The following is a 16293-nucleotide window of genomic DNA, read 5'->3' as shown; positions in this document are numbered from 1 at the left end:
TGCCGAGAAAGCGCTGGACATGCAAATGGTTTTCATTATTTTTTCACAATGCCCATTTCCATTAATTTGAACAGGGTTCAAAATTAGAGGAGTGGACGCGCCGCCGGTTGTCGCGGTCTTAGCGTCCCCAAGGAGAGACGCCAGGTGCGCAGCAAAGCGGCAAGGATTTTGATGGTGGCGGTGCTGATGGGAGCGGCGGTGAGCGCTCCCGTGGAAGCCGGCGACGAGCGGGGTCACGGGGAGACGACTTTCGCTCCGCAGGAAGTGGCCGGTGGCGGCGAGGTGCGCATCGAGCCGCAGATGCAGCGGGCATTGGGTTTAAAGGTGGCTGCCGTGGGCGAGCGACCGGTGCGGGCGGGGCTGGCCGTCAACGGTCAAATCGAGGCGATCCCCGGCCGTTCTTCTGAGATCAACGCCCCGGTGGCGGGCCGGGTCGTGCGCCTGCAGGTGCAGCGCGGCCGGGCGGTGCGCGCGGGCCAGCCCCTGGCGGTGCTCGATAGTCCCGAGGTGCGGACCCTGGCGCTTGAGGCGGAGCGCGAGCGCGCCCAGGCCCGCTCCGAGGTGGACCGGCTCAGCGCCGGGGTGCAGCTGGCCCACCAGAACTACGAGCGGGAAAAAGAATTGGTGGCACTGAAGATCTCCGCCCGCCGCGAATTTCAGCAGGCCGAGGCCGCTTTGCGCGCTTCGGAGGCGGATTTGCGGGCGGCCCGTTCCCGGCTCGCCCTCAGCGGGGCGGCCTTGAGCACCCGGCTTGCCCAACTGGGGCAAAGCGGCGTGCGTGCGCGCTCGGACGGCACGGTGGTGCTCTTTGCACCGATTGTCGGGGTGGTGGCAGATCAGCAGGTGACGGCGGGGGAAGCCGTCGAACCCGGCAAGGCGCTCTTTCGGATTCTCGATGCGACGCAAGTCTGGGCAACCGCCCAGGTCTACGAAAAAGATCTGGGGCTGGTGCGGGCGGGTCGGTCCATCGAGGTGACGACCCAGAGCTATCCGGGCAGGACGTTTCGCGGCCGCATCGAGAGCATCGACCCGGCGGTGGACCCCCAAACGCGCACGCTCGCGGTGCGGGCGGTGCTCACCAACCCGGAGGGGCTGTTGAAGCCGCAGATGTACGCCCGGTTGCTCCTGGTAAGCGACGGGGCGGCCCGGCCCGTATCGGTCGTGCCCCGCTCGGCGGTGCTGACGGCCGACGGTCTTTCGGTGGTCTACCGCAAAGCGGGAACGGACCGCTTTCGGCCGGTGCCGGTCGAATTGGGCCGCAGCTTCGAAGAGGCGGTGGAGGTGCGCGCAGGCGTGCGCGCGGGCGACGAAGTGGTCGTCGAGCGCGTTTGGCAGTTGCGCGCCCAGAGTTTGAAGCAGCAGGGGACGGGTGTCGGCGGCGACGAGCACAGCCAAAAGAAAGCATCGAAGCCATCCACGGCCCGGACCGCGGCGCCCGGGCCGGACGGCGAAATCCCCGCGTGGATCTGGCTTGCGGCAGCGGTGGCACTGACGGTCCTGGGTTTTCTGGCCGGTCTGCAGGTGGCGGGCCGCCGGGGCGGGCAAAGCGCGGGCGTCTCGACCGGCGCACTCCCCAAGCCCTAGGAGGCGGCGATGCTCAATCGGTTGATTTTGCTGTCGCTCGGCGCCCGCTGGCTGGTGGTGCTGGGGGCGGTGGCGGTGCTGGGCCTGGGCATTGCCACCGCCGTGCGGCTGCCGCTCGATGTGTTTCCGAATTTTGCCCCGCCGCAGGTGGTCCTCCAGACCGTCGCCCCCGGCCTGGCGCCGGAGGAAGTCGAATCGCTGGTGACCCTGCCGCTCGAAAGTGCACTGAACGGCACACCGGGTCTTGCCGACATCCGCTCCAGTTCCGCCGTCGGTCTTTCGACGCTCACCCTCATCTTCGAAGGCAATACCGACATCCTGCGCGCCCGCCAACTGGTGAGCGAGCGGGTGCAGCAGGCGGTCCCCCGTCTGCCCGAGGGGGTGGATGCTCCGCTGCTGCTACCGGCAAGTTCCCCGGTGGGCGTGATTTTGCGCTACGCGCTCATAGTCGATCCAAACGCGCCCGGGCCGGAGCGCACCGATTTGCTGCAACTGGCCACCCTGGCCAACTGGCCAATCCGCAACCGGCTATTGGCCATTGCCGGCGTCACCAACGTGCTTGCCATCGGCGGCGGCGAGATGCAGTACCAGGTGCTGGTAGACCCGGACCGGCTCAAGCAATTTGGCGTCACGCTGGGCCAGGTGAGCGAGGCGGTGCGCGAAGCCAACCTCAATGCGCCGGGCGGCTTTTTACTGTCGCCCGACCGGGAAGTGGTCATCCGCGCGATAGGACGAATCGCTTCGCTCGCGGATCTAGGCGAGTCGGTGGTGGCCGTGCGCTCCGGCGTGCCTGTGCGCATCGCGGAGGTGGCCCGCGTGCAGACGGGTTCAGGGGTCAAGCGCGGCGACGCGTCTTTTAATGGACAAGCGGCGGTGATCGTGACGGTGGTTCGCCAGCCGTTTGCCGATACTCCCACCGTGACGCGCGCGGTAGAAGCGGCCATGGACGACATCCGGGCCACGCTGCCCAAGGACGTGCGGGTCACCACGACTTTTCGCCAGGAAGATTTTATCGACAAGTCCGTGGGCAACGTGCTCGAAGCGCTCAGGGACGGTGTGATCATCGTGGCGGTGGTGCTGGTGCTGTTTTTGGGCAACTGGCGCACGATGCTCATCACCCTCACCGCCCTGCCGCTTTCGATCGCCCTGGGACTATCGCTGCTGGCCGCTTTCGGCGTCGGCATCAACACCATGACGCTGGGGGGACTCGCCATCGCCCTGGGAGAAGTGATCGACGATGCGATCATCGACGCGGAGAACGTCTACCGCCGCCTGCGCGAGAACCAGGCGCGTCCGCAGCCGCAGCCGCCTTTGCAGGTGGTCTTCGCCGGTTCGGTCCAGATCCGCGGCTCGGTGGTCTTCGCCACACTGATCCTGTGCGTGGTGATTGCGCCGCTGTTTACGCTCACAGGCATCGAGGGCCGCGTCTTTGCGCCGCTGGGCCTCGCCTACGTCTTTTCGCTGCTCGCTTCGCTGTTGGTGGCGCTCACGGTGACCCCGGCGCTGTGCTATGTGCTGCTTGCCGGGCGACGCCTGCCGGACGGCGAGACGCGGCTGGTGCGCTGGCTCAAGCGGCTGTACCGCCCGGTATTGGGCTGGAGCCTGCGCCACCCGGCGCCCATCCTGGCGGGGTCGGCGGTGCTGTTGGCGCTGTCGCTGGCCATACTTCCCTTTTTGGGGACGACGTTTTTGCCGGAATTTCAGGAGCGCAGCCTCACCATCCGCGTCGCCCAACTGCCGGGGGCTTCCCTCGCCTCGACCCAACGTTTGGGGATGGCCATGGAAAAAGCGCTGATGGCCATCCCCGAGGTCGAGACGGTGCAGTTTCGCGCCGGGCGGGCTATCGGCGACGACGACGCGGGGGGTGTCGATTTCGGCGAACTGGATGTGCAGTTGATCCCAAAAGTCCAAAGCTATCCAGAGGCGGTCGAGCGCGTCCGGCAAGTGCTGGAAAAGTTTCCCGGGGTGGCGCTCAACGTCGGCGGCTACATCTCCCACCGCATCGACGAGACCCTCTCGGGCACCCGCTCCGCGGTGGCAGTCAAGATCTTCGGCCCCGATCTCACCGTATTGCGCGCCAAGGCCGCCGAGGTCGAACAGGCGCTGCGGACGGTGAGCGGCGTGGTGGACTTGCAGGTGGAGCCGCAGGTGCCCGTCGAACAGTTGTCGGTGCGCTTCGACCGCGTTCGAGCGGCGCGCCACGGCCTCACGGTCGGGCGGTTGGCCGGGACTCTCGAGACGGCCCTCAACGGCCGGGCCGTCTCCCAGGTACTCGAAGAGCAGCGGCTTTTTGATCTGGTGGTGTGGCTGGCGCCGGAGGCCCGCGACCGACCGGACAAAATCGGCGAACTGCTCATCGACACGCCTACAGGTCAGAAGATTCCGCTCGCCCAGGTGGCGAGCATCGTCACGAGCACCGGCCCCAACACGATCAACCGCGAAAACGTTTCGCGGCGCATCGTCGTGGCCGCCAACGCCGACGGCCGCGACCTCGGCTCGCTCATTGCCGAGGCCAGGACCAACATCGCCCGGCAGGTGCCACTACCGGCGGGCTATTACATCGAGTACGGCGGCCAGTTCGAAGCCCAACAGCGCGCCACCCGTGAGCTGCTCATTTTCGGTGCTCTGGCTCTGGGGGGTGTGGCAGTGCTGCTGTTTCTGGCGGTGCGCTCGGTGCGCTCGACGCTGCTCATCCTCGCCAATCTGCCGCTTGCCCTCATCGGCGGCATCGTGGCGGTCTGGCTGGGGGGCGGGGTGCTCTCGGTCGCCTCGCTGGTGGGCTTTATCACCCTGTTTGGCATCGCCAACCGCAACGGGGTGATCCTGGTCACCACCTACCAGCAGCGGCTAGCCGCCGGAGAAAGTTTCGATGAGGCCATCGAAGAAGGCTCGATCGAGCGTCTCTCGCCGGTCCTGATGACCGCACTGACGGCGGCCCTCGCCATGGTGCCCTTGATGTGGGGGGAACCGGCCGGTAAAGAGATCCTCCAACCGCTCGCAGTGGTCGTCTTCGGTGGGCTGTTTACTTCCACGGCCCTGACGCTGGTGGTGATCCCGGCGTTGTTCGAGCGCTTCGGCGAGCGCACCGCCCCTGCCCTCTCGCAGCAGGAGCGCGAGGCTCTCGGCCTGGATGGCATGCTGGTGGAACGGTCCTAGGGGAAACACCGAGATGGGAAGCGGACACGACCACGCCCATGCCCACGGACCCGCCGACCACAACCGCGCCTTTGCGATCGGCATCGCCTTGAATGTCGGTTTCGTGGTCATCGAGGCGGTCTACGGGATCCTGGCGGGCTCCCTGGCGCTGCTGGCGGACGCCGGGCACAACCTCAGCGACGTGCTGGGGCTGGCCCTCGCCTGGGGGGCGAGCGTGCTCACCACCCGCCACCCCTCGCCGCGGCGCACCTACGGGCTTAGGCGTTCGTCGATTTTGGCCGCCCTGCTCAATGCCGTCACGCTGCTGGTCGCCGTGGGGGCTATTGCCTGGGAGGCCGTCATCCGCCTGCAAGATCCCGGTCCGGTGGCGGGAGGCACCATCGTCTGGGTGGCGGCCGTCGGTGTGCTCGTCAACTCGGTGAGCGCCTATTTGTTCGTGAAAGGTCAGGCAGATCTCAATGTGCGGGGGGCCTTTTTGCACCTCGCCTCCGACGCGGCCGTGTCGCTGGGGACCGTGTTCGCTGGGGCCGCCATTCTGTTGACGGGGTGGGCCTGGCTCGACCCGGTCGTGAGCCTGGTGATCGGTGTTGTGATCGTGGTGGGCACCTGGGGGCTGTTGGTGGACTCGCTGAATTTGGCCCTCGACGCGGTACCCGAGGGGATCGATCCCGAGGTGGTCAAAGCGTACCTGCAGAGTCTGCGCGGAGTGGGCGAAGTCCACGACCTGCACATCTGGGCGATGAGCACCACCGAAACGGCCCTGACCGCCCACCTGGTAATCCCGGGCGGATTTCCCGGCGACGCCTTTCTGGCCGCCACCTGCCGCCAACTGCACGATCGCTTCGGCATCGAGTATGCGACATTGCAGCTCGAGACGGGCGATCCTGCCCATCCCTGCTGTCTGGCCCCGGATACCCAGGTTTGAAATCCCAGAGGCGAGCCGCTCGGAGATTGTTGATGGACGAGACCGCAACCACCGCTTTTCCCTACCGCAAGATTCTCGTGCCCTGCGCCGACGAGGTCAGTGCCGCAGCGGCAATCACCACCGCCGCCGCTCTAGCGACGGTATTCGACAGCGAAGTGCTGGTGCTGCACGTCGTTCACCCCAGGGAGTACCTCGATTACGCCAAAGAGCACATTCACGATCGCGTCGCTCCCCTACCGGTCAATGCCTTGCAAAGCTTCGAGCGCAAGCTCGCCCCGGTGCTGGAGCGCTTTGCCGCGGCCGGGGTGTCGGCCGGGCTGTACCTGGAAACCGGCGATCCCGGCAGCAAAATTTGCGAATTGGCCGCGGCGCAGCGGGCGGATTTGCTGGTAATGACCCGCAGGAGCCTCGGTTTTTGGGATCGGCTGGTGGGCGGCAGCGTCACCGAGTATGTCCTGCGCCACGCGCCGTGCTCGCTGCTGATTGCCCATTAATCGAACCCGACGCACGGCCTGGGGAGGCAATGTTGCAGCAGGGCAACGCCCATGCCCTTAGCGCTCGGCTTTGGCCGCCCCGGCTCCTGTCGCACCCACCGTCTGGCGCTCGCGCCACCAGACCAGCAGGGCCGCCGCGATGAAGATGCTGGAGTAGGTGCCCACTACAAAGCCGATGATCAGCGCCAGGGCGAAGTAGCGGATACTCTCGCCGCCGAAGATCGACAGCGGCAGCAGCACCAGCAGGGCGGCGATGTTGTTGTTGACCGAGCGCACCCAGGTCTGGTTGACCGAGTCGTTGACGATGTCGGGGAAGGGTTTCTTGCGCGAGAGGAACTTCAGATTTTCGCGCACGCGGTCGAAAACGACCACGGTGTCCTGCACCGAGAAGCCCACGATCGTGAGGATGGCGACCACGAAGAGCGTGTCGACTTCGATGCCCAAAAGCAGTCCCAGAATGGCGAAGACGCCCATCGTCGCAATGACGTTGTGGAACATGGCGACGGCGGCGCAAATGGCGTAGTCGAGCTGAAAGCGAAAGGCCAGGTAGACGAGGATGGCCGCCAGGGCGAGGGCCAGCGACAACAGGCCGTTAAATAGCAGTTCCTGGCCGAGGGTGGGGCCGACGCTCTCGATGCGCTCCAGCTGAAAGTTGCCCAGATCGGCTTTCAGGGCGTCCTGAAGCTTGCTGCGCTCCGGCTGGCTGAGGGGCCGGGTACGCACGGCGATAGTGTCTGAGCCGATTTGCTGGACGACACTGTTGGGATAGCCCGCCTCGCCCACCTCGGCGCGCACCTTGGCGATGTCTGGAATCGCCTTCACAAATTTCAGCTGCAGCAGCGTGCCGCCGGTGAAGTCGAGGCCCAAACGCAGGGGACTGCCCAGGGTGAGCAGCGAAATGACCATGGCGACAAGACCGATACCCAGTCCGATGCCGGAGGCGGTAAACCACTTGGACTTGCTCTTGGCGACTTCAATTTTCATGGGCGCACCGCCTTGGCAGGAACGTCACTAACCCCGAAAAGCGCCGGTTTGCGCAGCGCGGGAAAATTCAAGATCGTCAGCAAAAAGGTGCGCGAGCAGGTGACCGAAGTGAACAAATTGACGATGAGGCCGATGGCCAGGGTGAGGGCGAAGCCCTTGACCAGCCCCGTGCCCAGCCAGAAAAGCACCGCACAGGAGATGAGCGAAGTGGCGTGGCTATCGAAGATGCTTGTGAAGGCTCGCGAGAAACCGGCCTCGACCGCGGTAAAAAGCTGCTTGCCGGCGCGCAGCTCCTCTTTGGTGCGCTCGAAGATCAGCACGTTGGCGTCGACGGCCATGCCGATGGAGAGGATGAAACCGGCGATGCCCGGCAGGGTGAGGGTGACCGGGATCAGCTTGAAGATGGCAAAGGTGGAGAGCCCGTAGATAATCAGAGCCATATCGGCGATCAGTCCCGGCAGACGGTAGTAGGCCACCATGAAGATGAACACCAAGAGCGTGCCCGCGATGCCGGTGTAGAGGCTCTGGCGCACCGAGTCGGCGCCGAGGGTGGCGCTGACCGTCCGGTTTTCGATAATTTCGACGGGCACCGGCAGGGCGCCGGCTTTGAGCTTGATGCCCAGTTCGCTCGCCTCCTGGGCGCTGAAGTTGCCGGTAATCACCGCCTTGCCGCCGGTGATGCCCCGGTCGACAAATTCGACCCCGACCGTCGGGGTACTGATCGGTTTTTCGTCGAGAAACACGCCGAGCCGGCGGCCGGTGCCGGCTAGTTCGCGGGTGATGCGGGCAAATTTTTCGCCCCCAGGACCGGTAAATTCGAGGGCCACCTCCCAGCCGTTGCCGCTCTGCAGCGCCTGGGGAAAGGCGTTGGTCAGATCCGCGCCGGTCAGATCGGTCTTTTCGAATTCGCCGTTGGGCGCTTCTTTGCGAAATTCGAGCTGGGCGGTGTCGCCCAGAAGCCGCTCGGCCTGGGTGGGATCTTTGACGCCGGGAAGCTGCACCAGGATCTGGTCGCTGCCTTTGAGCTGCACGACGGCCTCCGAGACCCCGAGCCCGTTGACCCGCTGCTCGACGACGGCGGCGACGCCTTTCATCACTTCCTGGTCGATCGTTTTGACTTTGTCGGTGGGTTTGGCCAGCAGCGTCAACTGGCTACCCCCCTGCAAGTCGAGACCCAGCACCGTCGGCCGGGTGGCCACGATCAAAATCGAGCCGACGATGACGACCGCAACCAGGAGCAGCAATAAAGTTCTTTGACGCATAGCAGGGCGCAACGGTAACGCACTTTATCCTAGCGTTCTGTGGATCGGCCCGGCCAGCTAGCCCGGCCGGCCCAGTTCCTCGACCAGCCGCTCTGTCCGCCAGGCGAACACCCCTTCGAGCACCGGCCGCAGCAGCGGTCCATCCAGCAGCGGGTTGAATTCGAACAGAACGCTTTCGACCACCAGGGTCCGATCGGGGGTCAGGGCGCTAAAAGCATGGGTGTGCTCCCAAAAGCGAAACGGTCCACTCACCTGCCGGTCGACAAAGCGCTCGGGCGGTTCGAAGCGGACAATCTCGACCTGCCAGTCGATGGCCGCCAGATGCGGCACCAGCGACAGGCGGACCGTGAAGCGGCTGCCGAGCCCGTAGGAAGGGGGTTTGTCGAGCACTTCGACCATCGGGTAGGGCAGGGAAACGCGCTCCAGCAGTCCGAGATCCTGGTGGGCGGCCCAGACATCGGCAATCGGGCGACTGACGACGGCACTGCTTTCGAGGCGTTCCATGGGGTGTGGGGTGTCCGTTACGAAACGCGCTGCTGGCGGTTTTGCTGGCGGCGCTTGTACCAGTGCAACAAAGCGCGGCCGAGGCGCTGGGAGGAGTGGCGGATGGTGCCGCTTGCGTGATCCTCGTCCATGACATTGGCAAGCACGATCTGCAAACCCATCAGCGCCAGATTGTCGCGGTCGACCGTCACCGGCTGCGACTGCTGCTTGGCGTAGCGATCGAGGTTGCGGGTCGGGGTATCCTTCTGGACCATCACCGCCTCAAAAAACGGTCCCCCCGCCGCCACTTCCAGGGCGCGCACGTGGTCGCTTACCGAATAGCCGTCGCTCTCCCCGGGCTGGGTCATCACATTGCAGATATAGATCTTGTGGGCACTGCTCGCCTTGAGGGCCTGGGCAATTTCGGGCACCAGCAAATTGGGCGCGATGCTGGTGTAGAGCGATCCCGGCCCAATGATCACCAACTCGGCCTCCCGAATCGCCGCCGCCACCTGCGGCAGGGCGCGGGGTGCGACCGGTGTGCAGCCGATGCGGACAATTTGACCGCCCGCGTGGGAGATGTTCGATTCACCCTCGATGTGGCGGCCGTCCTCCAGATCTGCCCACAGGGTCATGTTGTCGAGGGTGGCGGGCAGCACCCGGCCGCGGATGGCGAGGACCTTCGAACTCGCTTCGACGCCCTTCTCGAGATCGCCGGTAATTTCGGCCATCGCCGTGAGAAACAAATTGCCGAAGGAATGACCCGCCAGACCTTCGCCCAGCTTGAAGCGGTACTGGAATAGCTCGGTGAGCAGTTTTTCTTCGTCGGCCAAAGCCGCCAGGCAATTGCGCAGATCTCCCGGCGGCAACACGCCGAATTCCTGGCGCAACCTGCCGCTGGAGCCGCCGTCGTCGGCGACGGTGACCACCGCCGTGATGTTCGTGCTGTAGCGCTTCAGCCCGCGCAGAAGGGTCGAAAGACCCGTGCCGCCGCCGATAGCCACGATCTTCGGTCCCCGGCTGAGGCGGCGGCGCTGGTAGAGTCTTTCGACCAGGTTGTCCTGGCCCTCCGGCACCAATACCTCGGTAATCGAACTGAGGGTGAGCCTGAGGCCCATCACCACGCACAGCAGCCCGACCGCCAGGACGAGCGGACCACTGATGTCGTTGGGCAACAGATCGGCGAGCCCCTGCACCAAGCCCCACAAAAAGCGGCTGCTGTAGAAGATGGGCCGCAGATCCACCCAGATCGCCAGCCCCAAACTCACAAAGATGGTGCCGATCACCACCATGCCCAGCCAGCGCTTGACGCGCATACCGGGGTACAACCATTTGCCGAACTGGCCCGTGAGCTTGCTCACACGCAAAGCGCTCATCGACTCAACTCCTGCAGGCGATTGACCGCCAGATCGCGGTGGGAGGGGCGGCAGGCAAAACCTTCTGCCGCCAGATCGCCGCTGAGGCGCTCGACAAAGGCCACCGAGCGGTGCTGCCCGCCGGTGCAACCGATCGCAATCAACAGCTGACTCCTGCGGTCCTGGCGGTACTGATGCAACAAAAAGCGCAAAAATTCGAGCAGCGACCGGTAGGTCGCCTGGGACTGCTCCGAGGCGAATACATACTCTGCCACCCCGACATCGAGACCGGTGAGCGGCTTCAGAGCACTCTCGTAATAAGGATTGGGTAAAAAGCGAATATCGAGCACAAACTGGGCGTCGGCGGGCACACCGCGCTTGAAGCCGAAGCTCATCACCGTCACCGGCAACTCGGTTGGCCGGCCACCGACAAGCGCCCCCAGATGCACCCGCAACTGGGCAAGCTCGAGCGGGCCGGTATCGACGACTTCGTCGGCCAAGGCGCGCACCGGCTCGAGGGCGGTCCGCTCGGCGCGGATGGCGGCGAGCAAACCCTTGCCATGGTCAAACCAGGGGTGAGGACGCCGGGTGAGGGCATAGCGGCTCAGTAACACCCCTTCCGGGCAATCGAGATGCACATGCACCGTCGTGCGGGCAAGGGAACGCAGGGCGACGCGCGCGGCAATGAGCCCCGCCTGCGCATCCGCCTCCGGCCGTGAGGCCAGACACAGCACCAGCCGGGGGGCAATCGGTGCGTAATGCTTCAAAAATGTCGGCACCAGCTCGGGCCAGACGTGATTGAGGCACAGATAGCCCAGATCTTCGAAAATGCGGATGGCCTCAGTCCGCCCCGCTCCGGCGGGCGAGGTGAGCAAAACCGTGTCAACAGGAGAACCTGGCGCGCTGAAGCTAGTCATGATCGGCACATCACTCGCAAAATATTGTACGGTATCGGCGCAAACATCCCTCAGACAGGGAAACACCGAACCTGCTGAGTGAGTAATCGCTCCGCAGCGAAACGCGCTATAATAAGTATGATGCAGGCTGATTAAGTTAAGTTAAGAAAGATTCAAACATAAGACAACAAGGATTACGGATGCCACGTGTGCTTGTCATAGACGACGACCCTGCAATTCTGGAACTTGTCGCTTTCAACCTGGAGATGTCCGGGTACGAGGTGCTTGAGGCACCGGACGGGCACAAGGGCCAGGCGTTCGCTCTGCAGATGCTGCCGGATCTGATTGTGCTCGATTTGATGCTGCCGCAGGTCGACGGTCTAACCATCTGTCAGCGTCTGCGCCGCGACGAGCGCACCGCAGAGATTCCGATTTTGATGCTTACGGCCCTCGGTCAGATCAAGGACAAAGTCGGCGGCTTCAACGCCGGGGCCGACGATTACATGACCAAGCCGTTCGAGATCGAGGAGCTCCTGGTGCGGGTGCGGGCCTTGTTGCGGCGCACCGACCGGATGCCCCAGGCGGCACGCCACGCCGAGATCCTCTCGCTGGGACCTCTGACGCTCATTCCGGAGCGCTTCGAGTGCATCTGGTTCAACAAGCCCATTAAGCTCACCCACCTTGAATTTGAGCTGCTGCACTGCCTGTTGCAGCGGCACGGCCAGACCGTTTCTCCGAGCGAGATTCTGCGCGAAGTCTGGGGGTACGACCCGGACGACGATATCGAGACTATCCGCGTGCACATCCGCCACCTGCGCACCAAGCTCGAACCGGATCCGCGCCACCCGCAGTTCATCAAGACCGTCTACGGTGCCGGCTACTGCCTCGAGGTTCCCCAGGCTATCCAAGACGGCCAGATGATCCACCAGCCTGCGGAATAAATTTGCGAGCGGCCTGCCGGTTTACCTGGGCTTGCGGTTGGATACACTGTTGAAGGCGTGGCGCCACCCGATGGGTGGCGCCAGTCTTTAGTTTTTTTTTCGCACGCTTTGTCGGCGCCCCATGCTACTCAATGATGGCTAGATGCTTGCTGAACAAGAAATTCTGGATTGTCTTCCTTTCGGACTGGTTGTAACCGACCGGGAGGGCCGTGTCCTCCTGTGGAACGATGCGATGGAAAGCCTGACAGGGACGAAGGCTGCCGATGTGCAGGGTGGGTGGATCCAATGTTGGTCGGCGGAAGTGGCCGAGATCGGTACCCAGGGCCACGTTTTTTTGCGCAACGGCGAGGAACAGAGCTTCAGCCTCAGCGTGCGCACCGCCGTCAGCCGCGAGGGACATCGGGTATGGGTGTTCATTCCCGACAGCCGCCAAGAGCTGGATCAGGCCCAAACCGACTTTGTCTCGACCGTTTCCCACGAACTGCGCACGCCGCTCACCAGCATCAAAGGTTTTGTCGACACGCTCCTGCGCTCGGGATCGCAGCTGAGCGAAGCGCAGCACCGCCGGTTTTTGCGCATCATCAAAAACCAGGCCGACCGGCTCACCCGTCTGGTCGAGGACATTCTCACCGTCTCGCGCATCCAGTCGGGGCGGCTCAAGAATTTGCCCCAGAGGCTGGATTTGGGAGAAATGATCGACCGCGTCTTCGAGAATCTGGCGCAAAAGTACGCAGCGCAACGCATGCGCCGGGAGTTGCCCGGCGCCCTGCCTGAGGTCTGGGCCGATCAAGACCGCCTGGAGCAGATTCTCACCAACTTGATCGACAACGCCCTCAAGTACTCCGAACACGGTGCGCCGGTGTGCGTGAGCGCCGATCTCGACCCGGAAGATCGCAATGTGCTCTGGATTGCCGTGCGCGACCTGGGCATCGGCATTCCCGAAGAGAACCTCGACCAGATCTTCAACCGCTTCAGCCGCATCGACTCGCCCCTCACCCGCGAGCGCGAGGGTACGGGGCTCGGGCTTTATATTACCAAGTCCTTGGTCGAGAGTCTGGGGGGCACCATCCACGTCGAGAGCCGCTACGGGGTGGGCAGCACCTTCACGGTGAGCCTGCCCGCCGTCCAGGCCGGGGCGATCGAACCGGGCGAGGAAGGTTGGCATGCCTGAGCAGCGCGAACAGCGATTGCCTGAACTTTTGGGGTCGGCCGAGAACGCACTGCTCGACCAGTTTTTGCACTGCGGGGACTGGGCGCTTTTGTATGTCGACTTGCGCAACTTCCGGCTTTACAACCAGCTGTACGGGCGCGTGGCGGGCGAGCAGATGCTTGTCGCCCTCGCGAGCACCCTGGAGCAGTGCATCGACGATCACAGCGTTCTCTACCGGCTCGGGACGCAGGAATTTCTGGTGCTCACCGAGAACACCCAGGCCGAGGCGCTCGCCGGCAGCGTCTGTCAGCACTGGGGCAAGGTCTCGACCGGGTTTTACACCCGCCAGGATCGCCAGCGCGGCTTTATGGTCGGTACCGACCGCCACGGCATCGGTCGGCGCTGTCCGCTGGTGGCGGTCAATATCGGTATCGTCCCTTCGACCGCCCAGACCGATCGCTCGCTGGCGGAGATCTTTTCGAGCGCCCTGGAGAGCAACCTCCAGGCTCAGGCGGGGGTCGACTGCAGCTACTGCGTCGCGGCCCCGTCGGCCCCTCAGCATGTGGCGGGGACAGGCCCCCACCGGGTGCTGGTGGTCGAGCCGGACGCGGCCCTCGCCTACCTGTTGCAGACCACCCTGGAGATGCGCGGCTACGAAGCGGCGGTCACCAGTTCCGGCCAGGAGGCTTTCAAACTCGCCGTCACCAACCCGCCGAAGGTGATCATCCTCGACCTGTTCACCTCCGACTTGCCGGCCGGGCCGTTCTTGTGTCAGGAGTTGCGCCGCCAGCCGGAACTGAAAAACACGTTGCTCATCGTGGCTGCCACCAACGCCGATCGCGAGGAGTCGCTCGCGGCCGGGGCCGACCTGTTCGTGCCCAAGCCTTTTGAATTGAACGATTTGTTGGGCTGGATCGACCGGCTCATCGAAGAATCGGCCAAGATGGTCGATCTTCCCAACGCCGATCGGCACTTTCGCAGCTTCCGGCGCTAGCGCCATTTACGCTTTGAGAGCCTGCGGTCGAGGCTTTTGGGGGGTTAGGCTGTCGGCAGAGTAATGGTTCGGAGTGAGGATTCGGATGGATACAACCTATGCGAAGGACTTCGACCTCTGGCTTCGGCAGACCGTTCGACTACTGCGCGAGCGACGCTGGCAGGAAATCGATCTGGAGCCACTGATCGAGGAGATCGAAAGTTTGGGCAAAAGTGAACGGCGCGCCATTGCCGGCCAGCTGACGCGCCTGCTTCTGCACCTGCTGAAGTGGCAATACCAACCCCAACGCCGCTCAGACAGTCGGCTCGATTCGATTTCAGACGCGCGTACCCAGATCGAACTGGTTACCCAGGATAGCCCCAGCCTCCGCGATTACCCGGCCGAGCAGCTTGAGCAAAGCTACGGCCGGGCTCGGCAAAAAGCGGCCACCCAAACTAAATTGCCGCTTTCGACCTTCCCCGAGCAGTGCCCCTATGCCCTACCTCTAGTCTTAGATGACAGTTGGTTACCAGAAGAACGGGCGTAAGTCAGCGTATCAGGCGCTTCCCACCCGCTGCGCGCGAGCCTGCAGATCCTCGACGCAGCGGCGCATCTGGATGGCCATCTGATCGGCACTTGCGTGGTAGCGCCGTCCGTGGCCAGGCAGAACCCACTCGAAGCGGTAGCGGGCCAGGGTTTCCATCGAGCGCACCAGTTCGCTGCGCGAGTACCAGCAGTAGTCCCAAAAGCCGACCAGCTGGTGGCGGTGCTCCGACCAGGCGAGGTGATCGCCGCTGAAGCAGAACTGCTCGCGCAGCAGCAGCACCGTATGCCCGGGGGTGTGACCGGGAACGGGCAAGATGGTGATTCCCGGGGCAAAGACGATCGGGTCCGCTCCCTCCAGAACGATTTCGACGTCGCGGGTGGAGGCGGTGAGGTCGTCCCGGTGCATGATCCGTTCGCAGCCGAAGTGTTCGCGCAAGCGGCGGTGGTCGGCTACATCGTCGCGGTGGGTGAGGTAGAGGTGGCGCACCCCTCCCAGCGTCTCCAGGCGCTTCACCAGCGGCGGGGCGAAGCGGGGCGAATCGACGAGGATATTGCCCTCGGGCCGGCGGATCAGATAACTTGCCGCTCCGTAGGACGATTCGGCGTGGTAGCCGCAGTAGTGCACTTCGTCTTCGATCGCAAGCGGAAAATCCGCCTGGGCCGCCTGGATGTCCGCCGGTTTGTGGACGGTGCCAATGGAAGCGGTGGGGCAGGCCAGAAGCGCGTGCAACGCCCGGCGTCGCTCGCTCTCGTTCGTAGGCTGGTGGTAGACCGCCGATTGCGCCCCGGCCTCGCGAAAAGTCTCGGGTGCCACCCAGCGGCAGGTGTCGCAGTCGATGCAGGTGCTGTCGACGTAAAATTCGCCCTCGGCGTTCTCTTTTCGACGCCTTTCAAGAGTCGCCATGGTGGGCCTCCTGAAAACTCCAGCATAGCTTTCGGTGAGCTGGGTCTAGGGGTGTGGCTCAAGCAGGCTCGCGGTCTTGTCGCACCAGCGCATCAGCGCCTCGCTGGTCTCCAGACCGTAGCTAATCACACTACGCCAGTAGATGGCGTCGGGCAGGTGGGTAAATTGTGTATCCACCACCTGCAGCAACGCGAGAAATTCGCCGTGCTGTTGCCTCTGGTGCCGGTGAAAGCGACGCAGGTGGGCCAGGCAATCCGCCGGGGTCATCTGCCGGCCGAAAAACAGTTTCAACAGCAGTTCGTTGCGCTCGGTGGCCGATTCGACCGGCTCCTGCAACCAACCGACCAATTGCTCCCGGCCACCGTCGGTGAGCGCGTACACGTAGCGATCCGGCTTGCCTTCCTGGCGCTCGACCGTCCGGGTGGCCAGACCCTCCTGCACCAGCTGCCGGAGGATGGGATAGATCTGGCCGTAACTTTCGCTCCAGAAATGCCCGATGCTCGCCGCGATTTTCTTGCGGATGTCGTAGCCCGACATCGGCTGCAGGCTCAATAGTCCTAAGATCGCATACTTGCTCTTGTTCTTACTGCCCATCGCTCCCGCGCCCGTCCTCCACTGCCGATGCGTCCTTTCCCATGGT

The 16293-nt window shown here is 64.1% G+C and carries 15 protein-coding genes; 8 read left to right on the top strand and 7 right to left on the bottom strand.

Features of this window, described 5'->3' with window-relative positions; genetic code table 11:
• Window positions 1–144 precede the first annotated feature (144 nt).
• Genes GLL_RS21475 through GLL_RS21460 form a run of 4 tightly spaced genes read left to right on the top strand, consistent with a single transcriptional unit; the run spans window position 145 to window position 6159 of the window.
• On the top strand, window positions 145–1584 hold the full coding sequence (locus GLL_RS21475) for an efflux RND transporter periplasmic adaptor subunit (RefSeq protein ID WP_011144157.1): 1440 nt from the start codon (window positions 145–147) through the stop codon (window positions 1582–1584).
• Window positions 1585–1593: 9 nt separating this feature from the next.
• On the top strand, window positions 1594–4740 hold the full coding sequence (locus GLL_RS21470) for an efflux RND transporter permease subunit (RefSeq protein ID WP_011144156.1): 3147 nt from the start codon (window positions 1594–1596) through the stop codon (window positions 4738–4740).
• A 13-nt stretch (window positions 4741–4753) separates the two neighbouring features.
• Window positions 4754–5665 carry a cation diffusion facilitator family transporter gene (locus GLL_RS21465; protein ID WP_011144155.1) on the top strand — a complete coding sequence of 304 codons (912 nt, stop codon included), beginning with the start codon at window positions 4754–4756 and terminating at the stop codon, window positions 5663–5665.
• 32 nt (window positions 5666–5697) lie between these two features.
• Window positions 5698–6159: a universal stress protein gene (locus GLL_RS21460; protein WP_011144154.1), complete on the top strand. Its 462-nt coding sequence runs from the start codon at window positions 5698–5700 to the stop codon at window positions 6157–6159.
• 57 nt (window positions 6160–6216) lie between these two features.
• Here GLL_RS21460 and secF read toward each other — a convergent pair whose 3' ends face one another.
• The 5 genes from secF to rapZ are packed head-to-tail and all read right to left on the bottom strand — an operon-like array spanning window position 6217 to window position 11160.
• The gene (secF, locus tag GLL_RS21455) at window positions 6217–7143 is read right to left on the bottom strand and encodes a protein translocase subunit SecF (RefSeq protein WP_011144153.1); all 927 of its coding nucleotides are present in this window, start codon (window positions 7141–7143) and stop codon (window positions 6217–6219) included.
• The gene (secD, locus tag GLL_RS21450) at window positions 7140–8405 is read right to left on the bottom strand and encodes a protein translocase subunit SecD (protein ID WP_011144152.1); all 1266 of its coding nucleotides are present in this window, start codon (window positions 8403–8405) and stop codon (window positions 7140–7142) included. Before secD ends, secF begins: the two co-directional genes overlap by 4 nt.
• A 57-nt stretch (window positions 8406–8462) precedes the next feature.
• Entirely contained in the window at window positions 8463–8909 is a 447-nt protein-coding gene (locus GLL_RS21445) for an SRPBCC family protein (RefSeq protein ID WP_011144151.1), read from the bottom strand.
• 17 nt (window positions 8910–8926) lie between these two features.
• On the bottom strand, window positions 8927–10264 hold the full coding sequence (gene yvcK / locus GLL_RS21440; protein WP_011144150.1) for a gluconeogenesis factor YvcK family protein: 1338 nt from the start codon (window positions 10262–10264) through the stop codon (window positions 8927–8929).
• Window positions 10261–11160: an RNase adapter RapZ gene (gene rapZ / locus GLL_RS21435; RefSeq protein WP_011144149.1), complete on the bottom strand. Its 900-nt coding sequence runs from the start codon at window positions 11158–11160 to the stop codon at window positions 10261–10263. The genes yvcK and rapZ overlap by 4 nt, the downstream gene beginning before the upstream one ends.
• 179 nt (window positions 11161–11339) lie before the next feature.
• Here rapZ and GLL_RS21430 point away from each other — a divergent pair, with 179 nt between their 5' ends.
• From GLL_RS21430 to GLL_RS21415, 4 genes are all read left to right on the top strand, one after another.
• Window positions 11340–12080 carry a response regulator transcription factor gene (locus GLL_RS21430; RefSeq protein WP_011144148.1) on the top strand — a complete coding sequence of 247 codons (741 nt, stop codon included), beginning with the start codon at window positions 11340–11342 and terminating at the stop codon, window positions 12078–12080.
• Between the two features lie 142 nt (window positions 12081–12222).
• Window positions 12223–13251, top strand: coding sequence for an ATP-binding protein (locus GLL_RS21425; RefSeq protein WP_011144147.1), 1029 nt, complete (start codon window positions 12223–12225; stop codon window positions 13249–13251).
• Window positions 13244–14224: a response regulator gene (locus GLL_RS21420; RefSeq protein WP_011144146.1), complete on the top strand. Its 981-nt coding sequence runs from the start codon at window positions 13244–13246 to the stop codon at window positions 14222–14224. Before GLL_RS21425 ends, GLL_RS21420 begins: the two co-directional genes overlap by 8 nt.
• 85 nt (window positions 14225–14309) lie before the next feature.
• Complete coding sequence (locus GLL_RS21415; protein ID WP_164929464.1) at window positions 14310–14750, top strand: DUF29 domain-containing protein; 441 nt, start codon at window positions 14310–14312, stop codon at window positions 14748–14750.
• A 9-nt stretch (window positions 14751–14759) separates the two neighbouring features.
• Here GLL_RS21415 and GLL_RS21410 read toward each other — a convergent pair whose 3' ends face one another.
• Window positions 14760–15653: an MBL fold metallo-hydrolase gene (locus GLL_RS21410; RefSeq protein ID WP_011144144.1), complete on the bottom strand. Its 894-nt coding sequence runs from the start codon at window positions 15651–15653 to the stop codon at window positions 14760–14762.
• 45 nt (window positions 15654–15698) lie between these two features.
• Entirely contained in the window at window positions 15699–16247 is a 549-nt protein-coding gene (locus tag GLL_RS21405; protein ID WP_011144143.1) for a PadR family transcriptional regulator, read from the bottom strand.
• Window positions 16248–16293 lie beyond the last annotated feature (46 nt).

The sequence above is a fragment of the Gloeobacter violaceus PCC 7421 genome (genome assembly GCF_000011385.1).
GTDB lineage: Bacteria > Cyanobacteriota > Cyanobacteriia > Gloeobacterales > Gloeobacteraceae > Gloeobacter > Gloeobacter violaceus.
Note: the sequence above shows the minus strand (reverse complement) of the source record. Positions and strands in the feature narration are given on the sequence as shown.

What these genes read in the sequence shown, in the direction of transcription:
- GLL_RS21470 (WP_011144156.1), top strand. Translation starts at nt 1,594, where the DNA reads ATGCTCAATCGGTTGATTTTGCTGTCGCTCGGCGCCCGCTGGCTGGTG.
- GLL_RS21465 (WP_011144155.1), top strand. Translation starts at nt 4,754, where the DNA reads ATGGGAAGCGGACACGACCACGCCCATGCCCACGGACCCGCCGACCAC.
- GLL_RS21460 (WP_011144154.1), top strand. Translation starts at nt 5,698, where the DNA reads ATGGACGAGACCGCAACCACCGCTTTTCCCTACCGCAAGATTCTCGTG.
- secF (WP_011144153.1), bottom strand. Translation starts at nt 7,143, where the DNA reads ATGAAAATTGAAGTCGCCAAGAGCAAGTCCAAGTGGTTTACCGCCTCC.
- secD (WP_011144152.1), bottom strand. Translation starts at nt 8,405, where the DNA reads ATGCGTCAAAGAACTTTATTGCTGCTCCTGGTTGCGGTCGTCATCGTC.
- GLL_RS21445 (WP_011144151.1), bottom strand. Translation starts at nt 8,909, where the DNA reads ATGGAACGCCTCGAAAGCAGTGCCGTCGTCAGTCGCCCGATTGCCGAT.
- yvcK (WP_011144150.1), bottom strand. Translation starts at nt 10,264, where the DNA reads ATGAGCGCTTTGCGTGTGAGCAAGCTCACGGGCCAGTTCGGCAAATGG.
- rapZ (WP_011144149.1), bottom strand. Translation starts at nt 11,160, where the DNA reads ATGACTAGCTTCAGCGCGCCAGGTTCTCCTGTTGACACGGTTTTGCTC.
- GLL_RS21430 (WP_011144148.1), top strand. Translation starts at nt 11,340, where the DNA reads ATGCCACGTGTGCTTGTCATAGACGACGACCCTGCAATTCTGGAACTT.
- GLL_RS21425 (WP_011144147.1), top strand. Translation starts at nt 12,223, where the DNA reads ATGCTTGCTGAACAAGAAATTCTGGATTGTCTTCCTTTCGGACTGGTT.
- GLL_RS21420 (WP_011144146.1), top strand. Translation starts at nt 13,244, where the DNA reads ATGCCTGAGCAGCGCGAACAGCGATTGCCTGAACTTTTGGGGTCGGCC.
- GLL_RS21415 (WP_164929464.1), top strand. Translation starts at nt 14,310, where the DNA reads ATGGATACAACCTATGCGAAGGACTTCGACCTCTGGCTTCGGCAGACC.
- GLL_RS21410 (WP_011144144.1), bottom strand. Translation starts at nt 15,653, where the DNA reads ATGGCGACTCTTGAAAGGCGTCGAAAAGAGAACGCCGAGGGCGAATTT.
- GLL_RS21405 (WP_011144143.1), bottom strand. Translation starts at nt 16,247, where the DNA reads ATGGGCAGTAAGAACAAGAGCAAGTATGCGATCTTAGGACTATTGAGC.